The organism is Devosia geojensis, assembly GCF_000969415.1.
In the GTDB taxonomy this organism is placed as follows: domain Bacteria; phylum Pseudomonadota; class Alphaproteobacteria; order Rhizobiales; family Devosiaceae; genus Devosia; species Devosia geojensis.
Genome location: NZ_JZEX01000054.1, coordinates 1 through 23,226, shown reverse-complemented (window position 1 = coordinate 23,226; position 23,226 = coordinate 1). Strand labels below are relative to the sequence as shown.

The window sequence follows — 23,226 nt, the reverse complement described above, 5'->3', positions numbered from 1 at the left end:
TATAGCGATCATACCATTAACCAACAATCCACGGCCTCTTTCGCAATTCGCAAGCGCGGTTGGAAATCGGTAACCACCGGCGCGCTAATGTCGGCGCTACACTTTTATTCAAAAGGGACCGGCTAACCGGTCGGCGTCGCCATGTTCTCACGCGCCCAGAAGACACCCCTCGCCGAATGGTGGTGGAGCATCGATCGCGGCCTCCTGGCGGCGCTGCTGCTGCTGCTGGCCGCCGGCATGGTGCTGAGCTTTCCGGCCAGTCCGCCGGTGGCCGAGCGCCTGGGGCTCAGCCCCTGGCATTTCGTCATCCGCCATGCCGGGTTCCTGGTGCCGACGGTCGCGGTGCTGGTCGCCACCTCGTTCCTCACGCATCGCCAGGCACGTGTCGCGGCGGTCGTCACCCTCGCCATCAGCTTCGTGCTGCTCTGGGCCACCCTGCGCTTCGGCACCGAGGTCAAGGGCGCGCGGCGCTGGATCTCGTTCGCCGGCCAGTCGCTGCAGCCGTCCGAGTTCGTCAAGCCCGCCTTCGCCGTCATTGCCGCTTGGCTCATTTCGGAGAGCATGATTTTGAAGAACGTGCCGGGCCGCACCATCGCCTCGCTGCTGATGCTCAGCATTCTGGGCGCGCTCCTGCTGCAGCCCGACATCGGGCAGACGGGCCTGGTCTTTGCAACCTGGGCGGTGCTGCTTTTTCTCTCAGGCATCTCCTGGTGGATCATCTTCATTCTCGGGGGCGCTGCCGGCGGCATGCTGGTGGCGGCTTATGCCTTCTTCCCGCACTTCGCGCGCCGCATCGACACCTTCATCAACCCGGAAGGGGGCGGCAACACCTACCAGATCGACCGGGCGCTGCAATCGCTGCTCGAGGGCGGCTGGTTCGGCCGGGGGCCGGGCGAATCCATCGCCAAGAAGCTCATCCCCGACGCCCATGCCGACTACGTGTTCTCGGCGGCGGCGGGTGAGTTCGGCATTCTCTTCTGCCTGGTGCTCGTTTCGCTCTTCGGCTTCATCGTCATCCGCGCGCTGATGGCGGCGCAGCGCCAGTCGAGTCTTTTCGCGCGGCTCGCCGCCTCGACGCTCGCCATCCAGGTCGCCATGCAAGCCGGCATCAATCTCGCCGTGAACCTCAACCTCATCCCCCCGAAGGGCATGACGTTGCCGTTCGTCTCCTATGGCGGCACCTCGATGATTGCGGTGGCCTTCGGAATGGGGCTAATGCTGGCCCTGACCCGCACCAAGCCCGAGGAACGCTTGTCCACCGGACTGCCCATCTACAGAACCGCGCTGGCGCCCGCCGAATGAAGACCTTCGTACTCATGGCCGGCGGCACGGGAGGGCACCTCTTCCCGGCCATGGCGCTGGCGCAGGAACTGCGCCGCCGCGGTCACGCCATCCACCTGATGACCGATCATCGCGTGGCAAGCTACGGGCAGGATTTTCCGGCCGATAGAACCCACATCGTGCCGGCGGCGACGCCTTCGATCTCCAACCCGATCAAATTCGCCCAGGCAGGCTTCACCATCCTCGGCGGCATCGGGGTGGCGGTCGCCAAGCTTCGCAATATCGCGCCGGACGCGGTGATCGGGTTCGGCGGCTATCCGACGTTTCCGCCGATGATCGCGGCACGAATCCTCGGCATCCCGGGGATCCTGCACGAGGCCAACGTCGTTCTGGGGCGCGCCAACAAGGCGCTGATCCGGTTCGCCGACGTGCTCGCCACCGGTTTCGAGACCGTCAAGTTCGCCGAAACACTGAAGATCGAGCGGGTGGTGACCGGCAATCCGGTCCGCGATCGCGTGCGCACCCTGGCTGGCACTCCCTATCCCGCGCTCTCGGCCGACGGGCCGGTCCGCATCCTGGTTTTCGGCGGCAGCCAGGGGGCCCGGGTCTTCGCCGACCTCGTGCCGCCGGCGGTCGCCGGGCTGCCGGAGGATCTGCGCCATCGCCTGGTTATTGCCCAGCAATGCCGGCCCGAGGACCTCGACAGGGTGGCGGACGCCTACCGGCAGGCGCGGGTCAATGTCGAGTTGGCGCCGTTCTTTGCCGATCTGCCCGACCGGCTGGCGGGGACGCATCTCGTCATCTCGCGGTCAGGAGCATCGACGATCGCAGACCTTACCGCGATCGGCCGGCCAGCCATCCTTGTGCCCCTGCCGGGTTCGCTCGATGCGGACCAGAAGAACAATGCGCTTGTCGTCGAGGCGGCGGGTGGCGGGTGGATCGCCGAGCAGGCCACGCTTTCACCGCAATCGCTTGGCACTCGCCTCGCAACATTGTTATCGGACCCGGCAACGCTTCAGAACGCCGCGGCGGCGGCCAGGACGCTCGGCCAGCCAAGATCGGTGGAAAAGCTCGCGGACCTCGCCGAGCGGCTCGCCGGGCAGGGGCACTAGAAATGGAACATCTCGCATGAAAATGCCGCGCAACATCGGGCCGGTGCACTTCATTGGCATCGGCGGCATCGGCATGAGCGGCATCGCCGAAATCCTCTTCAACCAGGGCTACAAGGTGCAGGGGTCGGATGCGGCCGCGAGCGCCAATGTGCAGCGCCTTCAGGATCTGGGCATCAAGGTCGCCATCGGCCAGTCGCCCGACAACCTGGGCGAAGCGGCGGTGGTCGTCGTCTCCTCGGCGATCAGGAAGGACAATCCGGAGCTCGCCGCTGCGCGCGCCCGGTTCCTTCCGGTGGTGCGGCGCGCCGAGATGCTGGCCGAGATCATGCGGTTCAAGAACGCCATCGCCATCGGCGGCACGCACGGCAAGACCACGACCACGACGCTGGTCGCGACCCTGCTGGACGCCGCCAACATGGACCCGACGGTCATCAACGGCGGCATCATCAACGCCTACGGCACCAATGCGCGGCTCGGGGGCGGGGAGTGGATGGTGGTCGAGGCCGACGAGAGCGACGGCACCTTCGTCAAGCTGCCGGCGGACGTGGCGGTCGTCACCAATATCGATCCCGAGCACCTCGACCACTACAAGGATTTCGACGGCGTCCGGAAGGCCTTCCACACCTTCGTCGAGAACGTTCCGTTCTACGGCTTTGCCGTCATGTGCCTCGACCACCCGGAGGTGCAGTCGCTGGTCGGCGAAGTGCGCGACCGGCGCGTCATCACCTATGGGCGCAACCCGCAGGCGGACGTGCGCCTCGTCGATCTCGTCAACGAGAACGGCACCAGCCGGTTCGCGGTCGAGATCCGTGATCGCATCCGCATGACGCATCTGCGCATCGACGGGCTGGAGCTGCCCATGCCGGGCGAGCACAACGCGCTCAATGCCACCGCGGCCATCGCCGTCGCCGACCAGCTGCACGTGCCGGCCGACGCCATCCGCAAGGGGCTGAAGGGCTTCTCGGGCGTCAAGCGCCGTTTCACCCGCACCGGCGTCGTCGGCGGCGTCACAATCATCGACGACTACGGGCATCATCCCGTCGAGATCGCCTCGGTGCTGCGGGCGGCTCGTCAATCGGCCAAGCGCGACGTCGTCGCGGTGATGCAGCCTCACCGTTATTCGCGACTCCATGACCTCTTCGACGATTTCGCCACCTGCTTCAACGATGCCGACACGGTGCTGGTCGCCCCGGTCTACGCCGCCGGCGAGCAGCCCCTGCCGGGCGTGACGCACGAGGAGCTGGGCGCTCGTATCCGCGCGCGCGGTCATCGCGACGCCCACACCATCGAGGGACCGGAGGTGCTGGCGGCAACGCTTGCCGAGCGCGTCGCCGAGGGCGACTACGTCGTCTGCCTCGGAGCCGGCAACATCACTCAATGGGCGGCGGCGCTGCCGGGCGAACTCGGCTCGGCTCTGGGCAAGGAGCCGGAATGACCTATCCCGATCTCATCCCGGCCCTGAAGCCGTGGATCGACGAGGTCCGCGGCAAGCTGGTGCCCAACCAGCCGCTCTCGGAAGTCACCTGGTTCCGTGTCGGCGGGCCGGCGCAACTGTTCTTCATGCCGGCCGACGAGGAGGACCTGGCATTCTTCCTCAAGAACCTGCCGGCAGAGATCAAGGTCACGACCATCGGGCTCGGCTCCAACCTCCTCATCCGCGACGGCGGGCTCGACGGCGTCGTCATCCGCTTGTCCGGCAAGGCGTTCGGCCAGATCGAGGTGCTCGACGGGCACCGGCTGAAGGTCGGCACGGCGCTGCCGGATGTGAAGGTCGCGACGGCCGCCGCCGAAGCGGGGATCGATGGCCTTTCCTTCTATCGCGGCATTCCCGGCGGCATCGGCGGAGCGCTCTACATGAACGCGGGCTGCTACGGCACCGAGACGCGCGAGCGCGTCGCCGAACTGCGCGCGGTCACGCGGCAAGGCGAGATCATTACCCTGACCAACGCGGACATGGGCTACCGCTACCGCAAGTCCAACGGTCCGCGGGGGGCCATCTTCACTTCGGCGATCTATCAGGGGCTGCCGGGTGACAAGGAGGATATCCTCGCCCGCATGCGCGAGATCACCGAGAAGCGCGAATCCAGCCAGCCGACCCGCGCCAAGACGGGCGGCTCGACCTTCAAGAACCCCGAGGGGCATTCGAGCTGGAAGCTCATCGACGAGGCGGGTTGCCGCGGCCTCAAAGTGGGCGATGCGCAGATTAGCGAGATGCACGCCAACTTCCTCCTCAACCTCGGCGAGGCCGACGCCCACGACATCGAGACGCTGGGCGAGACGGTCCGCAACAGGGTCCGCGCCAAGCACGGCATCGACCTGCAGTGGGAAATCCGCCGCATGGGCCATTTCGTCCCCGGCCGCGAGGTGCGTGAGTTCCTCGACGGCGACGTGTTCACGGGGCCGGTGTGATGGTTGAGGACGCGCTGCGCGCGACCCCCCTCCCATTCTCCCCCGCAAGGGGGGAGGTGCCGCACTGTGCATGTGGCACGATCCTGCCAGGAGCACCACGCCATACCTCCCCCCTTGCGGGGGAGGATGGGAGGGGGGTGTCCTTCAGTCTTCCTCCTAATCTTGCCCTCTACCACCGGAGCCACCCATGACCAAGCACGTCGCCGTCCTCATGGGCGGGTGGTCCGCCGAGCGGCCGGTATCGCTGATGTCCGGGGGCGAATGCGCCGCGGCGCTGCGCAACGCGGGCTACAAGGTCACCGAGGTGGACGTCGGGCGCGACATCGCCACAGTGCTCGCCGATCTCAAGCCCGATGTCGCGTTCAACGCGCTGCACGGGCCGTTCGGCGAGAGCGGCATGATGCAGGGTGTTCTCGAGCTTTTGCAGCAGCCCTATACCCATTCGGGGGTCCTCGCCTCGGCCCTCGCCATGGACAAGCACCAGTCCAAGATCATGTTCAGGGCGGCCGGCATTCCGGTCACCGACCATATCGTCGCGTCGAGGTCGGAGGTGGCGCGCGCCCACGTCATGGAGCCGCCCTACGTCGTCAAGCCGATCGCCGACGGCTCGAGCTTCGGCGTCTTCATCGTCAAGGCCGACCAGAGCCACCCGCCGCAGGAGCTTCTGCGCGAGGATTGGACGCTGGGCGAGGAGGTGATGGTGGAGCGCTACATCCCGGGCCGTGAGCTGACCTGCGCGGTGATGGGGGACGTCGCGCTTGGCGTCACCGAGATCGTTACCGACCTCGCCTTCTACAATTACGAGGCCAAGTACGCGAAAGGTGGCTCGCGCCACATCGTGCCGGCGCAGGTTTCACCGAATATTTACGACAAAGTGCAGAAAATGAGCCTCAAGGCCCATGCTGCACTGGGCTGTCGGGGCGTGACGCGGACGGACTTCCGTTACAACGACCAGGCAGGCGAAGATGGCGAACTGGTCTGCCTGGAGATCAACACTCAACCGGGCATGACCCCGACCTCCCTCGTTCCGGAGCAGGCGCTTGCCGCAGGGCATTCGTTCGAAGAGCTTGTCTCCTGGATGGTGGAGGACGCGAGTTGCAACAGGTAGGGTCCAAGGCAATCCTAGCCAACGCCCGGCCCGTCGATCCGCGTTCGCTGCCCGTGGTGCAGCGGAGGCCGAAGCGGCGGCTGCGGATCGGCATCGAGCACTTCTGGGTCCTGCAGCGCCGTCTGGTTCTGCGCGGCGCCGCCGTCCTCGTCGTCATGATCCTCGCGCTCGCCGCCTGGCAACTGCGCGAGCCGATCGGGGCAGGGCTGACGGCGGCCGGCGACCTGGTGCAGGGCGAGTTCGCCGACGCGGGCTTTGCCGTCGGAGAAATCTCGATTTCCGGCCAGATGCTGACGCGCGAGAGCGATATCCTCGCCGCGCTCGGCATCGCGCCGCGCACCTCGACCCTCGACTTCGACGCGGAGGCGGCCCGTTCGCGCATCGCCGACCTTCCCGCCATCGAGACGGTCACCATCCGCAAGGTCTATCCGGGCGACGTCATCGTCACCGTGAGCGAAAAAGCCCCCGTCGCGCGCTGGCGGGTCGACGGCATCACCTTCCTCGTCGATGCGCAGGGCCTGCAGATCGGCGAGGACCAGGGCGCCTGGGGCGACCTGCCGCTCATCATCGGCGACGGCGCGGCGGACGATGCCATGGCCATGATCCGCTCGCTCGAACAGTTCCCGGACCTTTCCGCCGATATCGTCGCCCTCTCGCGCATCGCCGACCGGCGCTGGGACATGATCTACGATACGGGGCTGCGCGTGCAGCTGCCCGAGTTCGGCGTCGCGCAGGCGCTGCGCGATCTCGAGGGCTACCAGCGCGACTATGCGCTGCTCGACCGGGACGTCACCATCATAGACCTGCGCATCCCCGAGCTGGTGGCGCTGCGCCCTGCCAAACGCGAAGAAGACGACAAGCCATGATCACCGACTCCATGACAACCCGACTCCGTCCGGTCCAGCCCGGCCGCACGAGCCTGGTGGCGGTGCTCGATATCGGCTCGGTCAAGATGTGCTGCGTGATCGCGCGGCTGACGCCGCGGCCGGAAGGCAAGGCCCTGAAGGGCCGCACCCACAAGGCCGATGTCATCGGCTTCGGCTACGGACCGTCGGCAGGCGTCAAGAGTGGCGTCGTCACCGACATCGACAAGGCCGAGCACGCCATCCGCTCCGTCGTCGGCATGGCCGAACGCGCGGCGGGCCTGACGGTCGAGACTGTCATCGTCAACGTCACCGCCGGGCGGCTCGGCTCGGAAACCTTCTCGGCCACCGTCTCGCTCGACGGCGAGGAGGTGGAGAAGGCCGACATCGTCAAGGTGCTGCGCGCCGTCAACGGGCGCTCGGTGCGCCCCGAACGCTCGATCATCCATGCGCTGCCCATCGGCTTCTCGCTCGACGGGCAGAAGGGTGTTGCCGACCCCAAGGGGATGGTGGGAGAAAAGCTCGGCGTCGATGTCGCCGTCGTCAGCGCCGAGACGCTCGCCATGCGCAATCTCGAGCTCGTGCTGCACCGGTGTCACCTGCAGATCGAGGCGCTGATCGCCACGCCCTATGCCTCAGGCCTTGCGACCCTCGTCGACGACGAGTCCAAGCTCGGCGTCGCCTGCATCGACTTCGGCGGTGCGACGACCACGGTCTCCGTCTTCAACGAAGGGCATCTCGTCTATGCCGACGCGATCGCCATCGGCGGACACCACCTGACGCTCGATCTTGCCCGGCAGCTCTCGGTCTCGATCGCTGACGCAGAACGCCTCAAGACCTTCTACGGCTCGGTGCTGCCCGGCCAGGCGGACGAGCGCGACATGATCCCGATCCAGCCGGTCGGCGCGACCCATGACGAAGCGCCGGGGCAGGTGGCCCGCTCGGTCCTCACCCGCATCATGCGCCCGCGCATCGAAGAGATTTTGACCGCCGTCCGCGACCGCATGCAGGCGACCGGCATGATGGATGTCTGCGGGCGCCGCTTCGTCCTGACGGGCGGAGCGAGCGAACTCACCGGCCTGCCGGAGGTCGCGCGGCGCGTACTCGCCAGGAACGTGCGCAACGGCCGCCCCATGGGCATCGCGGGCCTGCCCGAAATCGCCAAGGGCGCCGCCTTCGCCGCCGTCGCCGGCATGCTCGTCTACCCGCAGGTCTGCGTCAACGAGTACGCCGAGCCCCGGCCTGTGCGCAAGCTCACCGGCACGGACGGGTACCTCGCTCGCGTCGGCAACTGGCTGCGGACGAGCTTTTAGGCGGCTTCCCAGGGATTAATGACGTCCACGCCTGCGGCGTGGAACGGGGCAACGTCGCGGGTTGCGACAGAAAACCCCTTGGCCGAGGCTATCGCGGCGATCTGGCCGTCCGCGACCAAAATGGTGCGTCCCCGGGATCGCGCGGTACTGACGATATCGGCGTATTTTACAGCCGCCCCACCATCAAAGGCCAACACACGATCGCCGAACAGAGCATCCACTAGCTCAATCATATCCTTGTGCAGGCTGGTCCTTCGGCGTCCCGGCGGGAGGTAGGCGATGCCGACCAATAGTTCCGCGAGACTGGTCGCGGTCAGGTAAAGCGAGTTTGAAGGCTGGCGGTCGAGCCAACCGATAACAGCCAGGCTCGGGTCCGAGCGGATCACCTCGGACACGACGTTCGTATCGAGAACGATCATTCGAACTCGGCCGGTTCCGTAACGGACCTATCCCGTTCGATGTTGAGGTCTATGCCCCCGTAACGCCGTCCAAGCTTGGCGAGCTCAGTGCCAATCTTCACGTCGCCCTTGGGATGAACAGCCTCAGTCAGGATCTCGCGAATTTCCGCTTCGGTGCTGCGGCCATGCTGCTTGGCGCGCTGCTTCAGAGCGCGATGCGTCTCATCGGGAATGTTGCGAATAGTGACGGCAGCCATGCATTTGATCCTCGCACAGGTGATAGCAAAATATCATAGAGAGATATCAGACTACAAGTGGAGGAGGCGAGATGAACCGCCTTCTCCACGGACGAGAGCGGCGTTACTGCCCCGCATAGGCCTTCTCGAGGTCGGCGACGATGAGCTTCCTCATCTTGAGCATAGCCTCCGTTGCCCGCTGGGCGCCGGCCGGATCGCTGCCGGTGACGGTGCGGTAGAGCGCCTGCGGAATGATCTGCCAGGAAAGGCCGAACTTGTCCTTGACCCATCCGCAATAGCTGTCGGCGCCGCCGTCGGAGGTGAGCTTTGTCCAGTAGTAGTCCACCTCGGCCTGGTCCTTGCAATCGATGATGAACGAGACGGCTTCGCTGAACTTGAACTCGGGCCCGCCGTTGATGGCGTTGAAGCGCTGGCCCATGATCTCAAAGTCTCCCGTCATCACGGAGCCCGGTTTGCCGGGACCTGTTTCGCCGTAGCGCGTGACGCCGTGGATCCTGGCGTCCGGGAATACCGATACGTAGAAGTCCATCGCCTCTTCCAGGTTATTGTCGAACCAGAGGCTGGGGGTGATCTTGCTCATTAGAGGTCTCCTGCGAGTTTTGATAACCGTAACGTTATATTGCTTTATGGTTATACGCAAGTCCCTTTCGCTGCCCATAGAGTCGACGATCTGTCGGCGGCTGAATCGACCAATGCCGCAGAGTTAACGAAGCGTAAACGCGAAGGCGCCGAGGCCTCGCAAATTGCGCATTCGTTAACGCGATAGGGTCAATTGTTAGGGTCTGGTTAACGAATGGGAGAGTAAATCTAGGCCTAACCACGCCATTATGGGGCCTTTCATGACCATCAACCTCACCATCCCCGACATCCAGGAACTCAAGCCCCGCATCACGGTTTTCGGGGTCGGTGGCGCAGGCGGCAACGCGGTCAACAACATGATCGAGTCCGGCCTCGACGGGGTCGATTTCGTTGTGGCCAACACCGACGCGCAGGCTTTGGCGCTCTCCAAGGCGCAACGCATCATCCAGCTCGGCGTGGGGGTTACCGAGGGGTTGGGTGCGGGGTCCCATCCGGAAGTCGGCCGGGCGGCGGCGGAAGAAAGCTTCGATGAGATCAACGACCATCTCTCGGGCTCCCATATGGTCTTCATCACCGCCGGCATGGGCGGCGGCACCGGCACGGGCGCGGCTCCGGTCGTGGCGCGCGCGGCCCGCGAGCAGGGCATCCTGACCGTCGGCGTCGTCACCAAGCCCTTCAGCTTCGAGGGCAACCGCCGCGCGCGGCTGGCCGAGGACGGCATCGACGAGCTGCACCGCCACGTCGACACCCTCATCGTCATTCCCAACCAGAACCTCTTCCGCGTCGCCAACGAGAAGACCACGTTTGCCGACGCCTTCGCCATGGCCGACCAGGTGCTGTTCTCGGGCGTTGCCTGCATCACCGACCTGATGGTCAAGGAAGGCCTCATCAACCTCGATTTCGCGGACGTGCGCGCCGTCATGCGCGGCATGGGCAAGGCGATGATGGGCACGGGCGAAGCCTCCGGCGAGGATCGCGCCCGCCACGCCGCCGAAGCGGCGATCGCCAATCCGCTGCTCGATGACGTCTCGATGCACGGCGCGCGGGGCCTCTTGATCTCGATCACCGGCGGTCCGGACCTCACCCTCTACGAGGTCGACGAGGCGGCGAGCCGCGTCCGCGAGGAAGTCGATTCCGACGCCAACATCATCCTCGGCGCAACCTTCGACCCCAATCTCAACGGCACCATCCGCGTCGCCGTCGTCGCCACGGGCACCGATGCGACGATGGTCCAGGCGCTCGAGCCCGCCAGGCCGAATTCGACGCGCGCGCCGCTGTCGGTCAAGCGCGTCGCGCCCGCCGAGCAGGCGCCGGCCCGCATCGTGCCCGCCACGGTCGCCGCGGCCGAGGAAGAGATCGGCCATCAGGTCGAGGCCGCCGTCGCCGAAGCCATCGTGCGCGAGACGGTCGCCGCGCCCGCTGCCGCTCCGGCTATGCAGCAGGAAGACGACGGCGTCTTCGTCGAGCCGTACATCCCGGCCGCCGCCAGCCACGATGCGCTCGAGGACCAGATGCCGCGCGACGAGTCGCCGATCCCGAGCGTCTACGTGCCGTCGAACGCTGCGCGTCCGGAAGGGCAGCGCCGCATGCCGCGCACCGAGGAGCTGCCGATTGTTGCGCGCCGGTCACAGGAGGCGCAGGAACGTCACGAGGCCGAACCGCGCAATGCGCGTGCCCTCTTCAAGCGTCTGGCCTCCAATGTCGGCATCAGCCTGCGACCGACCGCAGAGCCCGAACCGGAGTTGCCGCTGGCCGACGACAACGCCGCACGCAGCGCAATTGAATCAGGCCCGTCAAGGGTTTCCGCCCATTCGCCGGCGCCGGAAGGCGCTCGCGGAAATCTCGATCCGCACGGCCGACCGGTCGCGCAGACCCCCGCCAAGGACCATTTGGAGATACCCGCGTTCTTGCGCAAACACGGTTGAAACGCCCTGAGTTCGTAACCAGATGCAGCCCCGGCGCGGCTTCCGCGCCGGTTCTTTTTTGGCTAAGACCTTCGGCTGGTTACGCGGGCTTGGTATTGGAGCTTATTGAGTATGCATAAACTTTCGACGCGCCAGCGTACCCTGGCGTCCGAGCTCTCCTTCGGCGGCTATGGCGTCCATAGCGGCCAGCCCGTGACCCTCACCATCGCGCCCGCCCCGCCCAACAGCGGCTATCTCATCAGCCGGGATCTGGGCGACGGACGCAAGACCCTTCCGGTCCAGATCCATTTCTCGCGCGTCACCCGCACGACGCTCTGCACCACGCTGGATCTGGGCGACAGCGTCAGCGTTGCGACCGTCGAGCACGTGGTCTCGGCGCTCTCGGGCATGGGCGTCGACAATGCGCTCATCACCCTCGACGGGGGCGAATGCCCCATTCTCGACGGCAGCGCGCGGCCCTTCGCCCAGGCGATCCTCGAGACGGGTCTCGAGATCCAGCCGGCGGTGCGCCGCTTCATCAAGATCGTGCGCGCCGTGACCGTGCGCAACAACGACGCCTTTGCCGCCCTCGAGCCCTACAACGGGCGCGCCCTCGACCTCGAGATCGATTTCGACAGCAAGGTCATCGGGCGCCAGCGCATGATCTTCGACTGGTCGCCGCGCAAGTATTACGAGGACGTCTCGCGGGCCCGTACCTTCGGGTTCGTGCGCGACGCCAAGATCCTGCGCCAGGCCGGCTACGCCCTCGGTTCCTCTCTCGACAATTCCATCACCGTGCATGAGGACCGCATCCTCAATCCGGGCGGCCTGCGCTACGAGGACGAGTTCGTGCGCCACAAGCTGCTCGACGCCATCGGCGACCTGTCGCTCGGCGGCATGCCGATCTACGGGCGCTTCCGCTCGTACAAGGGCGGGCACGCGCTCAACGCCCACGTTCTTTCGAGCCTGTTTGCCAGCGACGCCAACTACGAGATCGTCCCGGCCGACGACCTGCCGCTCGATTTCGACGCCCTCGACGACCTGCCCGAAGGGCTCGAGGTGCACTCGTACCTGCGTTCCGTCGTCTAACGGCCGCGGTTGTGGGCTGCGGCAAGTCGCCGGCGACACGCCCTTGTGTTTGTCGCCATGAGGGCTTACCCCTTGCCGCCACAGTTTTGATAGAATTGACCACTAGGCGCAGGCTTGTGCTTGGCGAGAGGAACGGGGCAGTTTGGTGAAGTCCATGACGTTTGGTGAAGTTTCCGGTCGCATGTCCCGCTTCGTCGCCATGGGGCTGCTCGTGCTGGCGCTGGCCGGCTGCTCCATGTTCGGCCCGCCCAAGCTGCGCGAGGAAGAGATCATCCCGGAGGCCTCGCTCTATCAGCAGGCGCTCGCCAGCATGGACAACCAGCGGTTCCTGACCGCCATCGAGCTCCTCGAGCGTTCCGAGCGTCAGCATCCGCGCGGACAGCTGGCCGAAGAGACCAAGCTGATGCTGGTCTATGCCAACTACCGTATCGGCAAGTTCGACGAGGCGATTCTGGCGGCGGACCGCTATCTGGCGCTCTACCCGAACGGGCGCGACGCGGCCTATGTCTACTGGCTCAAGGGCACGTCCTATTTCGCGCAGATCAAGGACATCACGCGCGACCAGCAGATCTCGCAGAACGCCATAGAGACCTACACCCAGCTCATCCGCGCCTTCCCCAATTCCGAGCATGCCAAGGACGCGCAGGACAAGCTCAAGGTGGCCTCCGACAACATCGCCGGCAAGGAGATGTCGGTCGGCCGCTACTACCAGGGCAACGGCCAGCACTCGGCCGCCATCAACCGCTACCGCGTCGTCGTCGAGCAGTACCAGACCTCGACCCATATCGAGGAAGCGCTCTATCGCCTGACCGAGAGCTACCTGTCGCTGGGCCTCGTCAGCGAGGCGCGCACCGCTGCGGCCGTCCTCGGCCACAACTATCCCTCGAGCGAGTGGTACAAGCGCGCCTTCGACCTGCTCGCCAGGCAGGGCCTGTCGCCGCAGGTCAACGAGGGTTCGTGGATGGCGGCGCAGCGCACCTGAGCCGAACAGCCGGCGCGTGGATGACGTGCCCGCTCAGCTTCCGGGCCTGATGAGACCGCCTTCGAGCAAGGGGCGCAGGGCCGCCCGCAGGCTCGTTTGCGTATCCGTTCCCGCGAACGTCAGCATGCCGCCTGCGCGCAGCAGGGCGACGCCGTGCACCATTGCCCAGGCTGATTTCACCGCGGTTTCGACGGGCACGGTCAGGCGGCCGGCCGCGGCGAGCCGTTCGAGCGGTTCACCAAGCTTGGCCAGCGCTGCCAGACCTTCCCGGCTTTGCGGCGCGCGTTCCCGGTTGTCGAACATCACCTCGAACAATGCCGGGTGCTCTGCCGCGAAGGTGACGTAGCGGATACCTGCCTCTAAGAGCGTTTCTTCCGGATCGCTGGTCGGAACGCCGCTCAACGCCTGGCTCAACTGCTCGAAACCGAGCCGCGCGATCGCGCCGAGCAAATCGCTCTTGCTGGAGAAATGACGATAGGGCGCGGCCACGCTGACGCCCGCGCGCGCGGCCGCCTGGGCGAGGCTGAAACTTGCAATGCCGTCGCGGGCGATCAGATCGAGCGCGGCATCAATCAGAACCTGGCGCAGCGACCCGTGGTGATAGCCGGTCTTTCCGTTCAGCGCCTCTTCCTCCTGCCCATGCAGCCCACAACGCGTAAGACGGTAAGGACGTGGCGACGGCAACGATCGCGGCCAGCTTGATCCAGGAGGCTGCGGCGTGAAGATAGGCCAACACGTCCGGAAATCCCATCGGGTCGGACAGCATCAGAAGCGAGAAACCATTTTCGACCACGTCGAGCAGTGGCGCCAGCGTCACCCACGGGGCGATGCCGTAGAGGCGGGCGCTCGCCACGGGATTGCGCCTTGCCAGCAGTCGCGCGCAGGTGAGGGTCAGCAGGAAGACGGCGCAGGCGATGCCGCCGATCCAGACGAAATCCACCAGTTCGGTTGCGACCATCCGCTCGAGCGTGCCCTGCTCGACAAGCGCGCTGTACCAGCCGCGCACGGTCTGCGGGTCTGCGGTCGTATTGGCGACGAAAAGCGAAACGGGGTGTTTCACGCTGGCGAAGGTCGCCTGCAACAACACCTGGCCGGCAACCGCGATGGCAACGGCGGCCGCCAGCAGGACGAGCAGCGCGGGCAGGGGAAGCCTTCGCATCATTGCTGCTCCTGCGTGGCCCGGCCGAGCCAGCGGCGCAAGCGGCCCTGCTGCCAGAGCAGCAGGCCGGTGATGATCGCCGCGGGCAAGCCGAACCAGGCGAGCCCCGCCTTGAGCTCGACCGACCATGAGGCGGGAAGATAGACGAGCGCCCCGAGCGCAAGCCCGAGAAGGACGTGCATCGTGCGGAGGATTTGACGCTGCATTTTCGGTTTCATGACCTAATGTTAATTACATTAACATCGGGCGGTCAAGAACCAAGCATGTCGAGCGGATACTCGAGAGCCTGACGTCCCGCGGGAGCCACACACATTCGGGGTCGAGGCCGTGAACTCATTGCAGAACGCGGTGTTTCAGTTCTGCCTCAACCGCGGGTCATCGGTTCCTGCGCTTTTTGTTTCCTGTTTGTTCTGGCGTGCGCTAGTTTGCTGATGCGAAGTGTTTCGCTAAGGTGACCGGCATGGTGCGCGGAGCGGAGCGTCCGTGCGAATCACTCCGAGGAGGAAACTTGTCAGTGCCAACGCCGCGATGCGCAAGTTCAAGTTTTGGGCGCGATAGTTCGCATATCTGAGGCCGTCACCGGAATGCTCAACGCACTTTCCGTCCGCAACATAGTCCTCATAGACCAGCTGGACCTGGCGCTCGACGCCGGCATGACGGTGCTGACCGGCGAGACGGGCGCCGGCAAGTCGATCCTCCTGGATGCGCTGGCGCTGGCGCTCGGGGGCAGGGGCGATGCCTCGCTGGTCCGCAAGGGCGCCGAAAGCGGGCAGGTGGTGGCGGTGCTCCAGCTCGCTGCCGACCATCCGGCGCGCGCGGCGCTGCGCGAGAACGAAATTCCCGACGATGACGACATCATCCTGCGGCGCGTGCAGTATGCCGACGGGCGCACCCGGGCCTTCGTCACCGACCAGCCGGTCTCGGCGAGCCTGCTACAGAAGATCGGCTCGCAGGTCGTCGAGATCCACGGCCAGCACGATGATCGTGCGCTGGTGGATGTCGCCACCCACCGCGCCGCGCTCGACGCCTTCGGCGGGTTCGAGGCGGAGGCCGATGCGGTGCGCGCCGCCTGGGGTGCGCTGACCGATGCCGAGGAGGCGGTCGCCGCGCAGGAGGCGCTGGTCGCCGAGGCGCTGGCGCGCGAGGACTATGCCCGCCATACGGTCGAGGAGCTGTCCAAGCTCGCGCCGGTCACCGGCGAGGAGGAGGAGCTGGCCGAGCGGCGCCAGCACCTCATGCAGATCGAGAAATCCGCCACCGACGTCAATGAGACGGACGAGATCCTCAACGGGCCCTCCGCGCCGGGCCCGACGCTGTCGAGCCTGATGCGGCGGCTGGCGCGCAAGATCGATGGCGGCTCGACGCTCTTCCAGCCGCTGGTCGACGAGCTCGATGCGACGCTCATCGCCCTCGACCGCGCCTCGGATGCGCTCGAAACCTTAAAGCGCGAGATGGCCTACGATCCATCCGAGCTCGAGCGGGTCGAGGAGAGGCTCTTTGCGCTGCGCGCGGCCGCCCGCAAGCACCAGGTGCTCTGCGACGACCTGCCGGAGGTGCTCGCGCGCTACCAGGGCGAGATCGAAACCCTGCAGAGCGGGGAGGCGCGCCTTGCCGCCCTCGAGGCCGAAGCGGGCAGGGCGCGCGGCGCCTATATCGAGGCCGCCCGCAGGCTCAGCACATCGCGCGTCGCCGCCGCCTCGGCGCTGAGCAAGGCGGTTGAGAAGGAACTGCCGGACTTGAAGCTCGGCGCCGCCAAGTTCATCGTCGACCACGAGGCGGACGAGACCCGCGTCTCGGCCAATGGTTTCGACCAGATCGCCTTCCACGTGCAGACCAATCCCGGCACCGCCGCCGGCCCGCTGCTGAAGGTCGCCTCGGGCGGCGAGCTCAGCCGGTTCCTGCTGGCGCTGAAGGTCGTGCTGGCCGATCGCGCCTCGGCGCCGGTCCTCATCTTCGACGAGATCGACACCGGCGTCGGCGGGGCCGTCGCCGACGCCATCGGGCGCCGCCTCGGGCGGCTCGCCGACAAGGTGCAGGTGCTCTCGGTCACCCACGCCCCACAGGTCGCCGCGCGCGCGCAGCGGCACCTGCTCATCGAGAAGCAGGCGGTCGAGGAGGGGGCGTTCGTGCGAACGCACGTCAAGCCCCTCAACGAAGGCGAGCGGCGCGAGGAGGTCGCGCGCATGCTTGCCGGCGCGACCATCACCGAGGAGGCGCGGGCGGCGGCGTCGAAGTTGTTGAGTGAGGTCGGGTGATGGGCCGGTGGTTCACCCCCCTCCCATCCTCCCCCGCAAGGGGGGAGGTGCCGCATGATGCTGGTGGCACGATCTCGTCCAAAGCACAGGCCCAGCACCTCCCCCCTTGCGGGGGAGGATGGGAGGGGGGGAGTGCGGCGGACCTGCGCCGTTGCATCGAGCGAGTACAGTCATGACGATCGAAATCGAGAACCTCTCGGAGGCCGAGGCCAAGGCCGAGCTCGACCGGCTGCACGAGGTCCTGACCAAGGCCGACAACGCCTATTTCCAGGCGGACGCGCCGGAAATGACCGACGGCGAGTACGACGCGCTGAAGCTGCGGTACAAGGCCATCGAGACGGCGTTTCCCGAGCTCGTGCGGGCGGACAGCCTTTCCGGCAAGGTGGGCGCGCCGCCCTCGGAGGGCTTTGCCAAGGTGCGGCACGCGGTGCCGATGCTGAGCCTTGCCAAGGCCTATACCGACCAGGACGTCGTCGACTTCATCGAGCGCGGCCGCCGCTTCTTCGAGCGCGACAAGGACCTCGAGCTCGCCTTCACCGCCGAGCCCAAGATCGATGGCCTTTCGGCCTCGCTGCGCTACGAGAACGGCGTCTTCGTCCAGGGCGCGACGCGCGGCGACGGCGCGGTCGGCGAGGATATCACCGCTAACCTCAGGACCATTAAGGACATCCCGGAGAAGCTCGCGGGCTCGGGCTGGCCGGAAACGATCGAAATCCGCGGCGAGGTCTACATGACCTATGCCGAGTTCGAAGCCCTGAAGGAGCGCTCGGCGGCGATCGGGGGTCAGGAGTACGTCAATCCGCGCAACACCGCCGCCGGATCGCTGCGCCAGAAGGACCCGTCGGTCACCGCCAGCCGCAATCTCAAATTCTTCGCCTATGCCTGGGGATTTTCCACCGAAGATCCCGCGCCGACCCAGTACGAGGCGGTGCAGCGGTTCGCCGACTGGGGCTTCAAGGTCAACCCGCTGATGGTGCGCGCCAAGTCGATCGACGAATTGATCGCGCAATACAAGGCCATCGAGGAGCAGCGCTCCTCATTGGGCTACGATATCGACGGCGTCGTCTACAAGGTCGACCGGCTCGACCTGCAGCGCCGCTGGGGGTTCGTCACCGGCGAGCCGCGCTGGGCCATCGCCCACAAGTTCCCGGCCGAGCAGGCGACGACGACGGTTAAGCGCATCGACATCCAGGTCGGCCGCACCGGCACGCTGGCGCCCGTTGCGCGCCTGGCGCCGGTCAGCGTCGGCGGCGTCGTGGTCGAGAACGTGACCCTCCACAACGAGGACTACATCAAGGGCATCGACAGCAACGGGCTGCCGATCCGCGGCGACGAGCCGATCGACATCCGCATCGGCGACACGGTAGTCATCCAGCGGGCCGGCGACGTCATTCCGCAGATCGTGCGGGTGGTGCTCGACAAGCGCCCGGCCGACGCGGTGCCCTACGAGTTCCCGCACACCTGCCCCGTCTGCGGATCGCCGGCGATGCGTGAGGTGAACGAGAAGACCGGCAAGGAGGATTCGCGCCGGCGCTGCACGGGTGAGCTCATCTGCCCGGCGCAGGCGGTCGAGCGGCTCCGCCACTTCGTCTCGCGCGGGGCCCTCGATATCGAGGGGCTGGGGGCCGAGAACATCGACCTCTTCTTCAACGCCGGCCTCGTCGAGACGGCCGCCGACATCTTCACCCTGAAGGATCGCCGCGCCGACGTGCAGCAGGCTCTCTTCGAGAAGCGCGAGGCGCAGGCGCGCCAGCGCGAGGCGGCCAAGGGAACCGCGAGGAAGAAGGTGCTCTCGGCCGAGGAGCGCACCTATGAAGGGCTCGACAAGCTCTTTGCCGCCATCGACGCGCGCCGCGAGCCCGAGCTCGACCGTTTCATCTTCGCCCTCGGCATCCGGCATATCGGCGAAACCACGGCCGCGCTCCTCGCGCGCTCGTTCGGCACCATCGAGGAGTTGCGCAAGACGGCGGTGCAGGCGGCGGAGGCGGCCGACATGCACGAGGTCTTCCCCTCCATCAACGGCATCGGCGACACCGTCTTCGGCTCGCTCGTCTCCTTCTTCGGCAACGAGCGGAACGTCAAGGCGCTCAACGATCTGCTGGAGCAGGTCAGGCCCCGACCCTACGTCGTCACCATCTCGGTCGACAGCCAGGTGGCGGGCAAGACGGTGGTCTTCACCGGGAGCCTGGAGCGCATGACGCGCTCGGAGGCCAAGGCGATGGCCGAACGGCACGGGGCCAAGGTCGCGGGTTCTGTTTCGGCCAACACCGACATCCTCATCGCCGGCCCCGGCGCCGGCTCCAAGCTCAAGAACGCCCAGGAGCTGGGGGTTCGGGTCATTTCCGAGGACGAGTGGTTCGAGCTGGTGGGTGGATAGCCATCAGCGCAGGCTTGGGTTCGCCATCATACTGTGCGATCACGTTTTTCAGCAATGTGAAGGAGCAAGCCGATGATGAAACACCTGGCGGCGCTGGCCACGGTTCTTGCCGGCACGGCCGGTGTGGCGGCGGGCGAGGGCGGTGACATCCTCATCTCGACGCTGCAATCGGGCGATATCGACGCGGGGCTCGAGAGCCTGCAGCCGCTGGTGGGCGGGGGCGACACGGAGGCGAGCTTCGCGGCCGGCGTGCTGACGCTCGTCGACGGCATCGAGACCTTTGCCCAGGCGATGTACCGCCACGGCCTCACCGCGCCCAATGTCGGCATGGCCGGCGCGCTGCTCGGCGTGCCCCTCACGCCCCCGGTCACCGCCAACCCCGAGCCGCAGCCGCTCGACTACGAGGGGCTGCGCGCCATCCTCGAAGAGCTCACCAACGCCATGGACAATGGCCGCGACTTGCTCGCGGCGGCCGGCGAGAGCGGCGACTACGTCGTTCCCGTCGACATCATGACCATCCGCCTCGACCTCGATGGCGACGGCACCGCCGACGACGGCGAGACGGTGGCGGCGATTCTGGCGGGCCAGCTGGGCGTCGATCCATCGGACATCTTCGAGACCGCTCCGGGCGACCGCAAGACGCAGTCCAAGGGCGAGGAGGCGGCGGACGCCGGGTTCGTCATCGGCTTCGACCGGGCCGACGCCTTCTGGCTTGCCGGCTATTCGCAGGTCGTCGCCGCGCAGGCCGAATTCCTGCTCGCCCACGATTTCGAGGATATGTTCGACGCCAGCTTCCATCGCCTCTTCCCGCAAGCGGGCCTGCCCATGCAGGACTATTCGCGTGGGCGCTCGCTGGGCCTTTTCGATCCCGAGAGCGACTCGGCCCTGGCCGATGCCGTTGCCTTCGTCCACACCTTCAACTTTCCGGTGGTCGATGCCGACCGGCTGCGGGGCGTCCATGCGCGCCTCAAGGCGATCGTCGCCTTTTCGCGCCAGAACTGGGAAGCAATCCTCACCGAGACGGACGACGAGCACGAGTTGGTGCCCTCGCCGACGCAGACCTCGCCGGTGCCCGACGTCGCCGTCACGCAGGAGGTGGTCGACGCCTGGATGGAGACCCTCGACAGCGTCGAGGCCATCCTCGACGGCGAACTGCTCGTTCCGCACTGGCGCTTCGCCCAGGGGTTCGACCTCAAGGCCTATTTCGAGACAGCGACCCGCACCGACGCCGTGATGATCTTCACCGGCTACGGTGCGCTGCCGTTCCTCAAGGACGGGCCCGTCGCCGACGCGCAGGCGTTCCGGCAGGGGCTCGAGGTCTTCGGCGACGATTTCCCCGGCTTCGCGCTCTGGTTCAACTGAAACGTATCGCCGACGTGCCCTATGCGACAGCCTGAGGGAGGGGAGCCCCCTCAGGACCTGAACGACTCTAAACCGCTGCCGTCGCCGCCTTCAGCCAGTCCTTGACCTTGCCTTTCACCAGCGGGCCGATCTCTTTCCACACCCGTGCGTGGTAGGCGTTGAGCCAGTCGCGCTCGTCGGCCGTCAGCAGCGAGACGTCCACCAGCCGCGCGTCGATGGGCGTCAGGGTCAGCGTCTCGAACTCGAGATAGCCCTCGGCCACCTCGCTCTCGCGCACCCGGATCAGGTTCTCGATGCGGATGCCGTATTCGCCGGCCTTGTAGAAGCCCGGCTCGTTGGAGAGCACCATGCCGGGCTCCAGCGGTAGGTTGTAGCGCGGCGAGATGCCCGTAGGCCCCTCGTGGACGCCCAGATACGCGCCGACCCCGTGGCCGGTGCCGTGGTTGTACGTCACGCCCGCCTGCCAGAGGAACTGGCGGGCCAGTACGTCGATCTGCGCGCCGGAAGTGCCCCTGGGGAACCGCGCCATCGAAATGGCGATCATGCCCTTGAGGACGCGCGTGAAGCGGTCCTTCTGCTCCTTGGTCGGTTTGCCGGTCGAAAGGGTGCGGGTGATGTCGGTGGTGCCCGAGAGATACTGCGCGCCGGAGTCGATCAGCATCAGCTCGCCGGGCTTGAGCTCCCGGTCGGTCCTGGTGGTGACGCGATAGTGGACGATGGCCCCGTTCGGGCCGGCGCCGGCGATGGTGTCGAAGCTGGCGTCGACGCAGCTCTCCTCCTCGCGCCGGAAGGCTTCGAGCGCGGTGACGATGCCGATTTCGGTGAGGCCTCCCTTGGGGGCTGCGTCGTCGAACCAGGCGAGGAACTTGGCGAGCGCCACGGCATCCAGCCGCTGCGCCTCGCGCATGCCGGCAAGCTCTGCATCGTTCTTCCTCGCCTTGGGCAGCAGCACGGGGTCGCGCTTTTCGATGAGGGTTGCGCCTACGCTCTTCAGCGCCTCGGCGATGGCCGCGGGGGCCGTCGCCGGGTCGATGTGCACCGCCTTGCCGCCGAGCCTGGCGAGCGCGGCCGGCAGGGTCCCTGCATCGGCAATGCGTGCAACGCCGTCCAGCGCCTTCTTCAACTCGGGTGTGATCTTGCCCTTGGCAAGATAGAGCGTCGGCAGCCCGCGCTTGGGCACGATGGCAAAGCCCAGGACGAACGGCGTGTTGGGCACGTCGCGTCCGCGCATGTTGAAGAGCCAGCAGATCGATTCAGGCAGCGTCAGCACCGTGGCATCGGCGCCTTCACCGGTCAGCGTCTGCTGCAGCTCTTCCACCTTCTGCGCGCTAGTCCGGCCGGCGCGGTTGTGGCCGAGGAACTCGATGGGCGTGACCGGGGGACCAGGCCGGTCGTGCCAGATGCGGTCGACGAGGTTCCCGCTTGCGACGAGCTCGGCCTTGCCCGCGAGCTTTTCGGAAAGGTCGGCGATCTCGCCGGGGGTGTGCAGCCACGGATCGTAGCCGATGCGCCCGCCCGTCTTCACATAGGCCCCGATCTCGGCCGAAAGCCCGCCGCTCGCCACCTCTTGCACGCTCACCTTGCGGGTGTCGGTCTGGGCTGGTGCCTGCAGCGTGTAGCGGCTGTCGACGAAGAGGCCGGCCCGGGTCTTGCCGACGATGGCAAGCCCCGCCGAGCCGGTGAAGCCGGTGACATAGGCGAGCCGCGCCTCGCCGGGCGGCACGGATTCGCCGCGATGGGCGTCCGCGCGCGGGATGAGGAAGCCGTCGAGCCCCTCCTTCTCCATCTCGGCCCGAAGCGCCTTGAGGCGCGGCGCGACGTTCTTCGGGTCCGACTTCTCCTCAAAGCTTTGGAACTTGGCGGGGGCGAACTCGTGTGCGGTCATGGCGGGGTCCCGGGGTGCGCTTCAAGCATGGCTGGGATGAGGGCAGGGGGCTAACGCCCTGCCGGGGAAGGCCTATGTCTATACCTACTAGCATAGGAGAAAGCAGATGAGCGACCGCAAGTCGTTTTTCCGCAAGGCTTTGGAAGCCATGGTCGAGGCGCGCAGCCGGCAGGCGCGGCGCTATCTCGACCAGTACCGCGACATCGATTCCGGCAGGAAGGCGCGGCCGCTAACCGACCGTTAATCCGCCCTGCAAAACCGGCATGGCTGGTTTGTCGGATCGGCTCTAACGGCAGGGGCAAAGGCTGCGTATATCAAGCTCGTCGGGATTGGAGAAATTCCGGCGCCGCATGGAGTAACGAGAATGACCGAGAGCAAGAACGATTTCCGCAAGGCACTGGGGGCCGTCATCGACGCCCGCGGCCGCGAGTCGAGCCGCCAGGTCAGCTACCGCATGCAGTACCAGCTGATCGGCGCCTTCACCAAGCGCCCGTAAGCGCTGCTCAGAGCTGACGATCCAAGCCGATCCCCGGACGCAAGTTCGGGGATTTTGCTTTTGCGGGCGCCATTGGCGCCCGATCACACCTCCCCACCCTTGATTGTCACCCCAGCGGAAGCCGAGGCCCATCGTGAGGTGCCGCAACAGCCGCAAGGTGCGTGAACCGGGCCGAGTGAGCGGGTTGCGGGCACTCCCGTCTCCACCTCCACCGCTGTCATCCCGGCGAAAGCCGGGACCCAGTACACGCAGACCTCAGGGCTTATGCGCAGGATTGCTCATAAGCTCACGACAAAAGCATCAGCGGCGCCGTTTACTGGGTCCCGGCTTTCGCCGGGATGACAGCCGGCGGGTGGGGGCAGACACCCCGCCACAAGCACGATGCGCTCCCCTCCCC

22 protein-coding genes are annotated in these 23,226 nt (G+C 66.5%); 15 read left to right on the top strand and 7 right to left on the bottom strand.

The window, feature by feature from the left end; genetic code table 11:
* Nucleotides 1-141: 141 nt before the first annotated feature.
* The 7 genes from VE25_RS04505 (at nt 142) to ftsA (ending at nt 8,086) form a co-directional block, all read left to right on the top strand.
* Nucleotides 142-1,302 carry an FtsW/RodA/SpoVE family cell cycle protein gene (locus VE25_RS04505; RefSeq protein WP_046107404.1) on the top strand — a complete coding sequence of 387 codons (1,161 nt, stop codon included), beginning with the start codon at nt 142-144 and terminating at the stop codon, nt 1,300-1,302.
* A complete protein-coding gene (murG, locus tag VE25_RS04500) occupies nt 1,299-2,393 on the top strand; it encodes an undecaprenyldiphospho-muramoylpentapeptide beta-N-acetylglucosaminyltransferase (RefSeq protein WP_046107403.1) in 1,095 nt (364 codons plus the stop codon). Before VE25_RS04505 ends, murG begins: the two co-directional genes overlap by 4 nt.
* Before the next feature lie 16 nt (nt 2,394-2,409).
* Nucleotides 2,410-3,828, top strand: coding sequence for a UDP-N-acetylmuramate--L-alanine ligase (murC, locus tag VE25_RS04495; protein ID WP_046107402.1), 1,419 nt, complete (start codon nt 2,410-2,412; stop codon nt 3,826-3,828).
* Complete coding sequence (gene murB / locus VE25_RS04490; protein ID WP_046107401.1) at nt 3,825-4,802, top strand: UDP-N-acetylmuramate dehydrogenase; 978 nt, start codon at nt 3,825-3,827, stop codon at nt 4,800-4,802. The genes murC and murB overlap by 4 nt, the downstream gene beginning before the upstream one ends.
* A gap of 187 nt (nt 4,803-4,989) precedes the next feature.
* Nucleotides 4,990-5,910 (top strand): D-alanine--D-alanine ligase, encoded by a 921-nt coding sequence (locus VE25_RS04485; protein WP_046107400.1) that lies wholly within the window; start codon nt 4,990-4,992, stop codon nt 5,908-5,910.
* On the top strand, nt 5,898-6,776 hold the full coding sequence (locus VE25_RS04480) for a cell division protein FtsQ/DivIB (RefSeq protein WP_052731725.1): 879 nt from the start codon (nt 5,898-5,900) through the stop codon (nt 6,774-6,776). Before VE25_RS04485 ends, VE25_RS04480 begins: the two co-directional genes overlap by 13 nt.
* 11 nt (nt 6,777-6,787) lie before the next feature.
* Nucleotides 6,788-8,086: a cell division protein FtsA gene (gene ftsA, locus VE25_RS04475; RefSeq protein WP_046107417.1), complete on the top strand. Its 1,299-nt coding sequence runs from the start codon at nt 6,788-6,790 to the stop codon at nt 8,084-8,086.
* Here ftsA and VE25_RS04470 read toward each other — a convergent pair.
* The 3 genes from VE25_RS04470 to VE25_RS04460 all read right to left on the bottom strand — a co-directional run bounded on the left by VE25_RS04470 (nt 8,083) and on the right by VE25_RS04460 (nt 9,321).
* The gene (locus tag VE25_RS04470; protein ID WP_046107399.1) at nt 8,083-8,505 is read right to left on the bottom strand and encodes a type II toxin-antitoxin system VapC family toxin; all 423 of its coding nucleotides are present in this window, start codon (nt 8,503-8,505) and stop codon (nt 8,083-8,085) included. The two genes, ftsA and VE25_RS04470, sit on opposite strands and share 4 nt — an antisense overlap.
* Nucleotides 8,502-8,741 (bottom strand): FitA-like ribbon-helix-helix domain-containing protein, encoded by a 240-nt coding sequence (locus VE25_RS04465; protein ID WP_046107398.1) that lies wholly within the window; start codon nt 8,739-8,741, stop codon nt 8,502-8,504. Before VE25_RS04465 ends, VE25_RS04470 begins: the two co-directional genes overlap by 4 nt.
* 103 nt (nt 8,742-8,844) lie before the next feature.
* On the bottom strand, nt 8,845-9,321 hold the full coding sequence (locus VE25_RS04460) for a VOC family protein (RefSeq protein ID WP_046107397.1): 477 nt from the start codon (nt 9,319-9,321) through the stop codon (nt 8,845-8,847).
* A gap of 259 nt (nt 9,322-9,580) precedes the next feature.
* Between VE25_RS04460 and ftsZ the strand changes: the two genes are divergently transcribed.
* The 3 genes from ftsZ (at nt 9,581) to VE25_RS04445 (ending at nt 13,295) form a co-directional block, all read left to right on the top strand.
* The gene (gene ftsZ, locus VE25_RS04455) at nt 9,581-11,245 is read left to right on the top strand and encodes a cell division protein FtsZ (RefSeq protein ID WP_046107416.1); all 1,665 of its coding nucleotides are present in this window, start codon (nt 9,581-9,583) and stop codon (nt 11,243-11,245) included.
* 111 nt (nt 11,246-11,356) lie between these two features.
* Nucleotides 11,357-12,313 carry a UDP-3-O-acyl-N-acetylglucosamine deacetylase gene (lpxC, locus tag VE25_RS04450; protein WP_046107396.1) on the top strand — a complete coding sequence of 319 codons (957 nt, stop codon included), beginning with the start codon at nt 11,357-11,359 and terminating at the stop codon, nt 12,311-12,313.
* Between the two features lie 181 nt (nt 12,314-12,494).
* Nucleotides 12,495-13,295: an outer membrane protein assembly factor BamD gene (locus VE25_RS04445; RefSeq protein ID WP_052731724.1), complete on the top strand. Its 801-nt coding sequence runs from the start codon at nt 12,495-12,497 to the stop codon at nt 13,293-13,295.
* Between the two features lie 33 nt (nt 13,296-13,328).
* On the opposite strand, the gene VE25_RS04440 is transcribed toward VE25_RS04445, so the two are convergent.
* From VE25_RS04440 to VE25_RS04435, 3 genes are read right to left on the bottom strand one after another with little or no spacing between them, the layout of a single operon-like run.
* Entirely contained in the window at nt 13,329-13,979 is a 651-nt protein-coding gene (locus VE25_RS04440; RefSeq protein WP_083988712.1) for a TetR/AcrR family transcriptional regulator, read from the bottom strand.
* Nucleotides 13,864-14,457: a hypothetical protein gene (locus tag VE25_RS22905; RefSeq protein WP_052731722.1), complete on the bottom strand. Its 594-nt coding sequence runs from the start codon at nt 14,455-14,457 to the stop codon at nt 13,864-13,866. The genes VE25_RS04440 and VE25_RS22905 overlap by 116 nt, the downstream gene beginning before the upstream one ends.
* The gene (locus VE25_RS04435; RefSeq protein ID WP_046107395.1) at nt 14,454-14,660 is read right to left on the bottom strand and encodes a hypothetical protein; all 207 of its coding nucleotides are present in this window, start codon (nt 14,658-14,660) and stop codon (nt 14,454-14,456) included. The genes VE25_RS22905 and VE25_RS04435 overlap by 4 nt, the downstream gene beginning before the upstream one ends.
* 378 nt (nt 14,661-15,038) lie before the next feature.
* Between VE25_RS04435 and recN the strand changes: the two genes are divergently transcribed.
* The 3 genes from recN to VE25_RS04420 all read left to right on the top strand — a co-directional run bounded on the left by recN (nt 15,039) and on the right by VE25_RS04420 (nt 20,448).
* Nucleotides 15,039-16,709 carry a DNA repair protein RecN gene (gene recN, locus VE25_RS04430; protein ID WP_046107394.1) on the top strand — a complete coding sequence of 557 codons (1,671 nt, stop codon included), beginning with the start codon at nt 15,039-15,041 and terminating at the stop codon, nt 16,707-16,709.
* 172 nt (nt 16,710-16,881) lie between these two features.
* A complete protein-coding gene (gene ligA / locus VE25_RS04425) occupies nt 16,882-19,086 on the top strand; it encodes an NAD-dependent DNA ligase LigA (protein ID WP_046107393.1) in 2,205 nt (734 codons plus the stop codon).
* Nucleotides 19,087-19,158: 72 nt separating this feature from the next.
* Nucleotides 19,159-20,448 carry a hypothetical protein gene (locus VE25_RS04420; RefSeq protein ID WP_046107392.1) on the top strand — a complete coding sequence of 430 codons (1,290 nt, stop codon included), beginning with the start codon at nt 19,159-19,161 and terminating at the stop codon, nt 20,446-20,448.
* A gap of 67 nt (nt 20,449-20,515) precedes the next feature.
* On the opposite strand, the gene VE25_RS04415 is transcribed toward VE25_RS04420, so the two are convergent.
* On the bottom strand, nt 20,516-22,333 hold the full coding sequence (locus VE25_RS04415; protein WP_046107391.1) for an aminopeptidase P family protein: 1,818 nt from the start codon (nt 22,331-22,333) through the stop codon (nt 20,516-20,518).
* Nucleotides 22,334-22,439: 106 nt separating this feature from the next.
* On the opposite strand from VE25_RS04415, the gene VE25_RS22900 reads away from it, so the two are divergent.
* Together VE25_RS22900 and VE25_RS23515 are read left to right on the top strand one after the other, a co-directional pair.
* A complete protein-coding gene (locus VE25_RS22900) occupies nt 22,440-22,577 on the top strand; it encodes a hypothetical protein (RefSeq protein ID WP_160299948.1) in 138 nt (45 codons plus the stop codon).
* Nucleotides 22,578-22,697: 120 nt separating this feature from the next.
* Nucleotides 22,698-22,829 (top strand): hypothetical protein, encoded by a 132-nt coding sequence (locus VE25_RS23515; RefSeq protein WP_280136831.1) that lies wholly within the window; start codon nt 22,698-22,700, stop codon nt 22,827-22,829.
* The last annotated feature ends 397 nt before the right edge of the window (nt 22,830-23,226 follow it).

Excerpts from the sequence above, each read along its gene's own strand:
- murB (WP_046107401.1), top strand. The coding sequence starts at position 3,825 with ATGACCTATCCCGATCTCATCCCGGCCCTGAAGCCGTGGATCGACGAG.
- VE25_RS04470 (WP_046107399.1), bottom strand. The coding sequence starts at position 8,505 with ATGATCGTTCTCGATACGAACGTCGTGTCCGAGGTGATCCGCTCGGAC.
- ligA (WP_046107393.1), top strand. The coding sequence starts at position 16,882 with ATGACGATCGAAATCGAGAACCTCTCGGAGGCCGAGGCCAAGGCCGAG.
- VE25_RS04420 (WP_046107392.1), top strand. The coding sequence starts at position 19,159 with ATGATGAAACACCTGGCGGCGCTGGCCACGGTTCTTGCCGGCACGGCC.
- murG (WP_046107403.1), top strand. The coding sequence starts at position 1,299 with ATGAAGACCTTCGTACTCATGGCCGGCGGCACGGGAGGGCACCTCTTC.
- ftsA (WP_046107417.1), top strand. The coding sequence starts at position 6,788 with ATGACAACCCGACTCCGTCCGGTCCAGCCCGGCCGCACGAGCCTGGTG.
- VE25_RS04465 (WP_046107398.1), bottom strand. The coding sequence starts at position 8,741 with ATGGCTGCCGTCACTATTCGCAACATTCCCGATGAGACGCATCGCGCT.
- murC (WP_046107402.1), top strand. The coding sequence starts at position 2,410 with ATGAAAATGCCGCGCAACATCGGGCCGGTGCACTTCATTGGCATCGGC.
- recN (WP_046107394.1), top strand. The coding sequence starts at position 15,039 with ATGCTCAACGCACTTTCCGTCCGCAACATAGTCCTCATAGACCAGCTG.
- VE25_RS22900 (WP_160299948.1), top strand. The coding sequence starts at position 22,440 with ATGAGCGACCGCAAGTCGTTTTTCCGCAAGGCTTTGGAAGCCATGGTC.
- VE25_RS04435 (WP_046107395.1), bottom strand. The coding sequence starts at position 14,660 with ATGCAGCGTCAAATCCTCCGCACGATGCACGTCCTTCTCGGGCTTGCG.
- VE25_RS04445 (WP_052731724.1), top strand. The coding sequence starts at position 12,495 with ATGTCCCGCTTCGTCGCCATGGGGCTGCTCGTGCTGGCGCTGGCCGGC.
- VE25_RS22905 (WP_052731722.1), bottom strand. The coding sequence starts at position 14,457 with ATGATGCGAAGGCTTCCCCTGCCCGCGCTGCTCGTCCTGCTGGCGGCC.
- VE25_RS04485 (WP_046107400.1), top strand. The coding sequence starts at position 4,990 with ATGACCAAGCACGTCGCCGTCCTCATGGGCGGGTGGTCCGCCGAGCGG.
- ftsZ (WP_046107416.1), top strand. The coding sequence starts at position 9,581 with ATGACCATCAACCTCACCATCCCCGACATCCAGGAACTCAAGCCCCGC.
- lpxC (WP_046107396.1), top strand. The coding sequence starts at position 11,357 with ATGCATAAACTTTCGACGCGCCAGCGTACCCTGGCGTCCGAGCTCTCC.
- VE25_RS23515 (WP_280136831.1), top strand. The coding sequence starts at position 22,698 with ATGACCGAGAGCAAGAACGATTTCCGCAAGGCACTGGGGGCCGTCATC.
- VE25_RS04460 (WP_046107397.1), bottom strand. The coding sequence starts at position 9,321 with ATGAGCAAGATCACCCCCAGCCTCTGGTTCGACAATAACCTGGAAGAG.
- VE25_RS04415 (WP_046107391.1), bottom strand. The coding sequence starts at position 22,333 with ATGACCGCACACGAGTTCGCCCCCGCCAAGTTCCAAAGCTTTGAGGAG.
- VE25_RS04505 (WP_046107404.1), top strand. The coding sequence starts at position 142 with ATGTTCTCACGCGCCCAGAAGACACCCCTCGCCGAATGGTGGTGGAGC.